General features: G+C 49.0%; 19 protein-coding genes. All 19 read right to left on the bottom strand.

The window, feature by feature from the left end; translation table 11 throughout:
- Window positions 1-146 precede the first annotated feature (146 nt).
- The 19 genes from rpsE to rpsJ are packed head-to-tail and all read right to left on the bottom strand — an operon-like array spanning window position 147 to window position 8,292.
- Entirely contained in the window at window positions 147-638 is a 492-nt protein-coding gene (gene rpsE, locus ACTVJH_RS15485) for a 30S ribosomal protein S5 (protein ID WP_455992703.1), read from the bottom strand.
- Between the two features lie 12 nt (window positions 639-650).
- The gene (gene rplR / locus ACTVJH_RS15480) at window positions 651-1,007 is read right to left on the bottom strand and encodes a 50S ribosomal protein L18 (RefSeq protein WP_455992701.1); all 357 of its coding nucleotides are present in this window, start codon (window positions 1,005-1,007) and stop codon (window positions 651-653) included.
- 8 nt (window positions 1,008-1,015) lie between these two features.
- Entirely contained in the window at window positions 1,016-1,552 is a 537-nt protein-coding gene (gene rplF / locus ACTVJH_RS15475) for a 50S ribosomal protein L6 (RefSeq protein ID WP_455992698.1), read from the bottom strand.
- Window positions 1,553-1,562: 10 nt separating this feature from the next.
- Window positions 1,563-1,946 carry a 30S ribosomal protein S8 gene (rpsH, locus tag ACTVJH_RS15470; protein WP_455992695.1) on the bottom strand — a complete coding sequence of 128 codons (384 nt, stop codon included), beginning with the start codon at window positions 1,944-1,946 and terminating at the stop codon, window positions 1,563-1,565.
- 15 nt (window positions 1,947-1,961) lie between these two features.
- Window positions 1,962-2,147: a type Z 30S ribosomal protein S14 gene (locus ACTVJH_RS15465; RefSeq protein ID WP_455992692.1), complete on the bottom strand. Its 186-nt coding sequence runs from the start codon at window positions 2,145-2,147 to the stop codon at window positions 1,962-1,964.
- Between the two features lie 12 nt (window positions 2,148-2,159).
- Complete coding sequence (gene rplE / locus ACTVJH_RS15460; RefSeq protein ID WP_455992689.1) at window positions 2,160-2,699, bottom strand: 50S ribosomal protein L5; 540 nt, start codon at window positions 2,697-2,699, stop codon at window positions 2,160-2,162.
- A gap of 9 nt (window positions 2,700-2,708) precedes the next feature.
- Window positions 2,709-3,032, bottom strand: a complete 324-nt coding sequence (gene rplX / locus ACTVJH_RS15455; protein ID WP_455992687.1) for a 50S ribosomal protein L24 — start codon at window positions 3,030-3,032, stop codon at window positions 2,709-2,711.
- 8 nt (window positions 3,033-3,040) lie between these two features.
- Entirely contained in the window at window positions 3,041-3,409 is a 369-nt protein-coding gene (gene rplN, locus ACTVJH_RS15450) for a 50S ribosomal protein L14 (RefSeq protein WP_455992684.1), read from the bottom strand.
- 9 nt (window positions 3,410-3,418) lie between these two features.
- On the bottom strand, window positions 3,419-3,685 hold the full coding sequence (gene rpsQ / locus ACTVJH_RS15445) for a 30S ribosomal protein S17 (RefSeq protein WP_455992682.1): 267 nt from the start codon (window positions 3,683-3,685) through the stop codon (window positions 3,419-3,421).
- 2 nt (window positions 3,686-3,687) lie between these two features.
- Window positions 3,688-3,882: a 50S ribosomal protein L29 gene (rpmC, locus tag ACTVJH_RS15440; protein ID WP_455992679.1), complete on the bottom strand. Its 195-nt coding sequence runs from the start codon at window positions 3,880-3,882 to the stop codon at window positions 3,688-3,690.
- Between the two features lies 1 nt (window position 3,883).
- Complete coding sequence (rplP, locus tag ACTVJH_RS15435; RefSeq protein WP_455992676.1) at window positions 3,884-4,294, bottom strand: 50S ribosomal protein L16; 411 nt, start codon at window positions 4,292-4,294, stop codon at window positions 3,884-3,886.
- Entirely contained in the window at window positions 4,294-4,932 is a 639-nt protein-coding gene (gene rpsC / locus ACTVJH_RS15430; RefSeq protein ID WP_455992674.1) for a 30S ribosomal protein S3, read from the bottom strand. Before rpsC ends, rplP begins: the two co-directional genes overlap by 1 nt.
- Before the next feature lie 12 nt (window positions 4,933-4,944).
- Complete coding sequence (gene rplV, locus ACTVJH_RS15425; protein WP_455992671.1) at window positions 4,945-5,277, bottom strand: 50S ribosomal protein L22; 333 nt, start codon at window positions 5,275-5,277, stop codon at window positions 4,945-4,947.
- Window positions 5,278-5,280: 3 nt separating this feature from the next.
- Window positions 5,281-5,565: a 30S ribosomal protein S19 gene (gene rpsS, locus ACTVJH_RS15420; RefSeq protein WP_455992668.1), complete on the bottom strand. Its 285-nt coding sequence runs from the start codon at window positions 5,563-5,565 to the stop codon at window positions 5,281-5,283.
- A gap of 8 nt (window positions 5,566-5,573) precedes the next feature.
- Window positions 5,574-6,404 carry a 50S ribosomal protein L2 gene (rplB, locus tag ACTVJH_RS15415; protein WP_455992666.1) on the bottom strand — a complete coding sequence of 277 codons (831 nt, stop codon included), beginning with the start codon at window positions 6,402-6,404 and terminating at the stop codon, window positions 5,574-5,576.
- A gap of 2 nt (window positions 6,405-6,406) precedes the next feature.
- Complete coding sequence (rplW, locus tag ACTVJH_RS15410) at window positions 6,407-6,697, bottom strand: 50S ribosomal protein L23 (RefSeq protein WP_455992663.1); 291 nt, start codon at window positions 6,695-6,697, stop codon at window positions 6,407-6,409.
- Window positions 6,698-6,701: 4 nt separating this feature from the next.
- Window positions 6,702-7,319 carry a 50S ribosomal protein L4 gene (gene rplD, locus ACTVJH_RS15405; protein ID WP_455992660.1) on the bottom strand — a complete coding sequence of 206 codons (618 nt, stop codon included), beginning with the start codon at window positions 7,317-7,319 and terminating at the stop codon, window positions 6,702-6,704.
- Between the two features lie 11 nt (window positions 7,320-7,330).
- Window positions 7,331-7,963 carry a 50S ribosomal protein L3 gene (gene rplC / locus ACTVJH_RS15400; protein WP_455992657.1) on the bottom strand — a complete coding sequence of 211 codons (633 nt, stop codon included), beginning with the start codon at window positions 7,961-7,963 and terminating at the stop codon, window positions 7,331-7,333.
- A gap of 20 nt (window positions 7,964-7,983) precedes the next feature.
- On the bottom strand, window positions 7,984-8,292 hold the full coding sequence (gene rpsJ, locus ACTVJH_RS15395) for a 30S ribosomal protein S10 (protein ID WP_455992706.1): 309 nt from the start codon (window positions 8,290-8,292) through the stop codon (window positions 7,984-7,986).
- Between the last annotated feature and the right edge of the window lie 8 nt (window positions 8,293-8,300).

Genomic DNA, 8,300 nt, shown 5'->3' with positions numbered 1-8,300 from the left:
ACCTCCTGATATTATTGGCTATACAAAAATGCGGCCCACACTAGCTGCCTCTTGTCAAGTAAAAAATGAGCATTTTTTAAAATAATTTCAAATGGCTACATGCAAAAACCTAACCGGAAATTACTGACCTTGATCATAAGATCACCTTATTTGCGAGTGATGGTTATTTTCTTGCCACGAATATCGCTCACTTCCTCGGCTCCACGAAGGCCTTCGAGACCGGCAAAAGTGGCTCGCAATACATTATGAGGATTGTTCGTGCCAATGGCCTTGGTCAGGATATCGTGTACGCCGACAGCTTCCATGACGGCACGCACCGGACCACCAGCAATGATCCCGGTACCCTTTGAGGCAGGCTTAAGCAAAACACGGCCAGCACCAAACATACCTGTAGTCTTGTAAGGGATGGTCCCCTCGATGAGGGAAATTTTCTTCATTGCCCGTTTGGCCCGCTCGGAAGCCTTCCTGATGGCATCTGGAACCTGGTTGGCCTTACCTAAACCATACCCAACGCTCCCATTGCCATCACCGACTACAACAAGTGCACTAAAGCTGAAGCGACGACCGCCCTTGACAACCTTGGCGACCCTGTTGAGATAGACGACTTTTTCTATAAATTCGCTCTCAGTTGGCTGCATGAATGACCTCTATTAAAATTTTAAACCGGCTTCGCGTGCACTGTCAGCAAAAGCCTTGACTTTACCATGAAATACATACCCGTTCCTGTCGAATACAACAGCAGAAATATTCTGCTTCAAGGCTTCCTCGGCAACACTCTTGCCAATGGCCTTGGCGGTCTCGATATTGGCACTACCGTTCTTGAATTCGTCAATGGCCAGTGATGAGGAAGAAGCCAGTGTCGTGCCGGCATCGTCATTAACGACTTGGGCATATATATGCTTATTCGAACGAAATACCACGAGACGTGGTCTCTCGGCAGTTCCGAAAATTTTCTTTCGGATACGGATCTTTCTTTTTAATCTCGCTTGTCTCTTGCTAACTTTCATCGGATTACCTACTTAGCACCGGATTTTCCGGCCTTGCGGCGGATCTGTTCATTGACATACTTGATCCCCTTGCCCTTGTAAGGCTCCGGAGGACGGACTCTTCTGATCTGGGCAGCATATTCACCAACCAACTGCTTATCACATCCGGACAGGGAGATCTTGTTACCCTCAACCTTGCCTTCAATACCCTTGGGAAGGGTGAAGCGGACAGGATGAGAGTAACCGACATTGAGTTCGAGATCCGCACCATTGAGGTTGACCTTGTATCCGACACCGACCAACTCGAGCTGTTTGACAAAGCCTTTGGATACTCCTTCAATGGCATTGTTGATCAAAGAGCGACACAACCCGTGATGACATTTACTATCCTTTTCATCATCGTCACGCGATACGGATACGCGACCATCGCTTAGCTCGACATGGATCTTTTCGTGGAGATCAACCGTCAAGGTGCCTTTTGGGCCTTTTACCTCTACCAGTTGTTCCTTGATGTCTACCTGGACATCACTGGGAACATCGATCGCCATTCTACCAATTCTTGACATAGTTTCCTCACTACCAGATTTCGCAGAGGAGCTCTCCGCCGATTCCCAATTCCTTGGCCTTGCCCCCCTCCATAATACCCTGGGAGGTGGAAAGAATGCTGATGCCAAGGCCGTTTTGAACAGCAGGGATATCTTCCTTGCCTACATAGACCCGGCGACCAGGTTTGCTGATCCGCTTGAGTCCGGCGAAAGCTGGCTGGCCTTCATGATATTTCAGTCGGATATCGATGGATTTATCTGTAATTTCATAATCCTGAACATAGCCTTCTTCCTTGAAAATGGCGACCATTGCTGCCTTGGTTTTACTCAGGGGAGCAGATACGGTCTCATGGAGCGCCATTTGTGCATTTCGGATTCTGGTCAGGATATCTGCGATTGGATCTACTACTGACATATGCACATTCCTCGTTTACCAGCTAGATTTTCGTACGCCGGGTAGCTCTCCGGCCAAGGCCATGTTGCGGAAGCAGATACGACAGATACCGTATTTACGCATAAAAGCGCGTGGCCTTCCACACAAAGGGCATCTGTTATACTTGCGGGTCGAAAATTTTGGCTTCCGCTGCGCTTTGACCCTTAAAGATGTTCTTGCCAAAATACTCCTCCTTTATTTCTTGAAAGGCATACCGACCAAGTCCAAGAGCCTTTTGCCTTCCTTGTCGGTATTTGCGGAAGTCACGATGGTAATATTCATGCCTTTCACTCGATCCACATTGTCCATGTTGATTTCAGGAAAAATGGTATGATCCTTGATTCCAAGGGTAAAATTTCCCCGTCCATCAAACCCCTTGTCAGGTATCCCTCGGAAGTCTCGCACCCGGGGCAGCGCTATATTCAAGAGCTTATCAAGAAAATACCACATTTTTTCGCGTCGCAAGGTAACAGAGCACCCAATGGGCTGTCCCTCACGAAGCTTGAATGCAGCGATTGACTTTTTAGCCCTCGTTACAACTGCCTTCTGACCGGCGATCAGGCTCAATTCCTTTGCAGCATCCTGTATCAATTTGTTGTCCTGGCTGCCCTCACCAAGTCCCATATTCAAAGAGATAAACTTAAAAGCAGGTATCTGCATCCATGAGGAATAATTGAATTCCTTTCTCAATTCCGGGGCTACTGTGGTTGTGTAAATTTCACTCAGTCGCGTCATTATAGTCCCCTAACTCATCACTTCGTTACATTTCTTGCAGTAACGAACTTTTTTACCGCCATCAGCTATCTTGTAACCAACCCTCGTCGGCTTGGTGCAGGATTCACATATGCGCTGGACGTTCGAAACATTCAGGGGGGCTTCCTTGTCCACGATCCCACCCTGTTCATTCTTGTAGGGGTTGGGTTTGACATGGCGTTTGACCATGTTCACGTTTTCAACAAGGAGAAGATCCTTATTCTTGTAGACCTTCTTTACCTTACCTGTCTTTCCTCTGTCCTTTCCTGCGAGGACAATCACGGTATCGTCTTTATGTATTTTCCTGGTTTTCATAGTAAATCCTATAAAACCTCAGGCGCCAGTGACACGATCTTCATGAAATTTTTGGCTCTCAATTCTCTGGCAACGGGGCCGAAAATACGTGTTCCTACTGGGTCAAGGTTCTTGCTGAGTATGACAGCGGAGTTATTGTCAAACCGAATGTAGGAGCCATCTGGACGACCGAGCTCCTTTTTGGTCCGAACAATGACTGCCTTCATGACGTCGCCTTTTTTGACCTTGGAATGAGGCATCGCTTCCTTGACGGAAACAACGATGAGGTCTCCCACACCGGCATAGCGACGATGGCTCCCTCCAAGAACCTTGATACAGCAGACCTTTTTAGCGCCTGAATTATCAGCTACATCAAGAGTTGATTCTACTTGTATCATCCTTATCCCCTATAGAGCCTTTTCAATGATTTTCGTGAGATGCCAGCGCTTCTGGGCACTCAAAGGTCTATGCTCTACGATCTGAACCTTGTCACCGATTTGACATTCATTCTGCGGATCGTGGGCCATGAATTTTTTTCTGCGCCGGATATATTTCTTCAAGACGGGATGCTTCATGAGCGTCTCGACCAAGACGACAATGGTCTTATCGTTGACATCACTGACGACAAATCCGGTCATCAATCTTTTATTGGCTTTGTGTTCGCTTTGTGCCATCTCTATTTCTCCATCTCATTTTCGCCAAGGACACTGAGAATTCGAGCGATGTTTTTCTTGACCTTGGGAATGCGCTGCGTGTTTTCGAGTTGGGCAGTGGCATGCTGGAAGCGAAGATTCATCAGCTCTTGACGATATTCTGTCAACTTCTCATGGAGCTTGTCGACATCGAGTGTTCGTATTTCTGAAGCATTCATATCAGGACTCCTTGACGACAATTTGGGTCTTGAATGGAAGCTTGTAAGACGCCAACTTCAATGCACGTTTGGCCAGCTCGATATCGACCCCTTTGATCTCGTACAACACCCTTCCCCGACGAACCGGGGCACACCACCCGCAGGGGGCACCCTTACCTTTACCCTGACGGGTTTCAGCGGGTTTGGAGGTTATGGGCTTGTCGGGGAATACACGAATAAAGACCTTCCCACCGCGTTTGATGTGACGCATCATGGCCACACGGGCGGATTCGATCTGCTGGTTGGTCAGTTTGCCACCCTCGAGGGCCTTCAATCCAACCTCTCCAAAGGAAACCATGTTTCCTCGGGAAGCATTCCCCCTGATCCTGCCTTTCTGCTGCTTTCTGTATTTAACTTTCTTTGGACTCAGCATTATCGACGTCCCTCATCTAAAATATCACCCTTGTAGATCCAAACCTTGACGCCGATAACTCCATATGTCGTTGCAGCCTGGGCAAATCCGTAATCAATGTCGGCACGCAACGTATGCAGGGGCACGCGACCTTCTCGCTGCCATTCAGTTCTGGCAATTTCAGCACCGCCCAAACGTCCTGAACAGGAGACCTTGATCCCCTGGGCACCGAACTTTTCAGCGATGGTGATGGTTCTTTTGGTAGCCCTGCGAAACGCAACCCGACGTTCGAGCTGCATGGCAATGTTTTCAGCCACAAGTTGGGCATCAACTTCGGGTCGGCGAATCTCGTTGACTTCAATCAAAAATTCACCAGAAAATTTGTTTTTCAGATCAGCCCGGAGCTTTTCAATTTCAACGCCTTTTCGGCCGATGACGATTCCTGGCCGAGCCGTGAAGAGAATCAACCGAACCTTGTCAGCTGCACGCTCGATCTCGATTTTCGAAATACCCGCATGATACAGCCTTTTCTTGACATAGTTCCGCAGCTTCTTGTCTTCGTAAACAAATTTGGGATAGTCTTTGGTTGCAAACCAGCGAGACAGCCAGTTTTTGTTATATCCTAATCGGAATCCGTATGGATGTATTTTCTGGCCCAAGACAATGTCCTCCTATAGCTCATCAACAATTACTGTAACATGGCTTGTACGCTTGAAAATGCGATAAGCTCGGCCCATTGCCCTCGGCTGAATCCTCTTCCAGGTCGGGCCTTCATTGATCATGACCCGCTTGACGAAGAGATTGTCTACATCCAGCCCGGTATTGGCTTCTGCATTGGCAATTGCGGAATCCAATACCTTCAAAATGACCTGTGCGGCTTTCTTGGGTGTGAACTTGAGGATGTTGATGGCATCCTCGACAGTCTTCCCGCTGATATTTCTGGCGACAAGCCGAGTTTTCTGTGCAGAAATCCGCATATATTTGGCAGTTGCTTTGACTTCCATGGACTACTTTCCTTTTACCTGGCTTTTTCTGTCACCGGCATGCCCCCGAAAGGTCCGCGTGGGAGAAAACTCTCCCAATTTATGCCCGACCATGTTTTCGGTAACAAAGACAGGAACAAATTGTTTGCCGTTGTGGACTGCGAATGTCATCCCGACCATTTCCGGGATAATGGTCGATCGCCGTGACCAGGTCTTGATCACCTGACGGCTGTTGTTCTGGACCGCACGATCGATCTTGGCCAGCAAATGATCGTCAACAAAAAAACCTTTTTTCAATGATCTTGGCATGCTATCTCCTACTTCCGGCCACGGCGTTTAACAATCAAACGAGAAGATTGTTTCTTGGGATTTCTGGTCTTGTATCCCTTGGTAGGCTTGCCCCAAGGAGTGACCGGATGTCGACCACCGGAGCTACGGCCTTCGCCACCACCAAGAGGATGATCGATGGGATTCATAGCAACACCCCGAACCTCTGGTCTGCGACCCATCCACCGACTCCGACCGGCCTTACCAATGTGGATCTTCTCGAACTCGAGATTGCCGACCTGGCCGACCGTGGCCATGTTGGATGCCAAAACCCTGCGCACCTCACCTGAAGGAAGTCGGAGCAAAGCGTATTTGCCCTCTTTGGCCACAAGCTGAGCATAGGTACCTGCAGAGCGGGCCATCTGCCCTCCCTTGCCGGGGTACAACTCGATGTTGTGAACAATGGTTCCCTGAGGAATTCTAGCCAGAGGCAGTGCGTTACCGGTCTTGATATCAGCCTTTTCTCCGGCAATAACCTGATCGCCGACCTTCATGCCGTTAGCGGCAAGGATGTACCTCTTTTCGCCATCTACATAATGGAGCAGGGCGATACGGGCACTCCGGTTGGGATCGTATTCAATGGTCGCGACCTTTGCAGGAATATCAAGCTTGTTGCGCTTGAAATCGACGACACGATACCGGTGTTTATTGCCCCCGCCACGACGACGCGAGGTAATCCGTCCATAGTTGTTACGGCCACCCTTGGTGGAAATCCCACGGGTGAGGGACCTTTCAGGTCGTACCCGGGTGATTTCCTCAAAAGAGGAAACCGTCTGTGCTCTCCTACCTGGTGAGGTAGGTTTCAATTTACGTACAGCCATTCCTAAACCCCTTCAAAAAAATCTATTTTATCACCCGGAGACAGGTTGACATAGGCCTTTTTGTAACCTGGGATCCTGCCGACGGAGCGACCCATCTTTTTCCTGACCCTGGGTCTGTACTTGACAACATTGACCGACTGCACAGTGACGTTGAAAAGTTCCTCGATCGCTTTGGTGATATCATACTTCGAGGCCCGAGGATGTACAAAAAAAGCGATCTTTTCATCCTGTTCTTTCATCAGGGTGGTTTTTTCGGAGAGCAGGGGCTTGATTAGAACCTGTGTGTTTTCCATCGTGCTATAACCTCTCCTGCAGCTTTTCAATGGCACCCTGCTCCATCACGAGCTGAGAATGCCGTAGTATATCGTAAACATTCAATGCATCCTGGGTCGTTACCTGGACACCGGGAACATTGCGAGCTGAAAGGGTAAGGTTTTTATACTCTTCGGGAACAACAATCAAGACTTTTTTCAACCCCAACCGTTCACGCAATCCCACAAAGGTTTTGGTCTTGACTTCGTCGATATCCAGATGATCGACAATCATGAGATCATCCTGGACATAACGGGAAGTCAAGGCCATTTTGAGAGCAAGGCGTTTGATCTTCTTGTTCACCTTGAATCCGTAATCTCTCGCCTGGGGACCATGGGTAACAGCCCCGCCCTTCCACAAGGGAGAGCGAACCGAACCAGCGCGTGCACGTCCGGTCCCTTTCTGTCGCCAGGGTTTCTTCCCCCCACCGCGAATCAGGGCACGATTCTTCACCCCTACGGTTCCGGCCCGCTTTGCATTGCGATACGCACGTACGACAAAATGCAAAATCTCCGGTTTTACCTCGACAGAAAAAATATCATCGGTCAGATCCATCTCTCCAACGACATTTTTTTCCTGGTTGTATATTTTTGCCATTGACATAGCAGTTCTCCTTAACTCCTCTTGCGAAGAAGGACGACTCCCTTCTTCGGACCGGGTACCTGCCCCCGGATGATGACCAGATTGTCTTCGGGTCTGACAGCGACGACCTCGAGATTGAGCGAGGTCACCTTCTTGTTACCCATCTGACCGGCCATCTTCTTTCCCTTGAAAACCTTTCCGGGATAGGCACATTGACCAATACCACCTGTCGACCGGTGCACCTTTTCGTGACCATGGCTCGCAGGAGATCCGCCAAAGTTCCACCGTTTCATGGGACCGGCAAAACCGTGGCCCTTTGAGGTTCCACGGACATCGATCCGTTCTCCGGGAGAAAAAATATCCGCTGAAATGTTCTGGCCAACTTCGTAGCCATCAATATCTTCGGTTCGAAACTCGTTAAGATATCGATAAAAGCCACAGTCGGCCTTGAGCTGATGACCCCGACTCGGCTTATTCAGCCGGTGGGATGCCGTGGGATCGAATCCAACCTGAATGGCGTTGTATCCATCCTTTTCTTTAACCTTTTTCTGGATCACCGGGCAGGGTCCGACCTCGATGACGGTTGCTGGAACTGCCGTTCCGTCGTCCGCAAAGATTCGGGTCATACCCAGTTTTTTTCCAATAAGGCCCAATGTTTTTTTCATGGCTTACTCTCTTTTCGCGACTAAAGCTTGATTTCTACGTCAACGCCGGCAGGCAGATTCAGTTTGCCAAGGGCATCGACGGTCTGCTGTGTAGGCTCGAGGACATCAAGAAGTCTTTTGTGGACTCTGATTTCAAACTGTTCGCGAGATTTCTTGTCCACATGCACGGAACGCTGGATCGTGGTCTTGTGAATTCTTGTCGGCAAGGGAATGGGGCCTGCAATACTGGCACCGGTATTCTTTGCCGAGTCGACAATCTCAGCTACGGCTTTATCTAAGATACGGTAATCATACGCCCTTAGTTTGATTCTAATTTTATCGCTATTCATGACATTTT

The sequence above is a fragment of the Desulfoplanes sp. PS50 genome (assembly GCF_053851535.1).
This window is presented reverse-complemented; position numbering and strand designations above follow the sequence as displayed.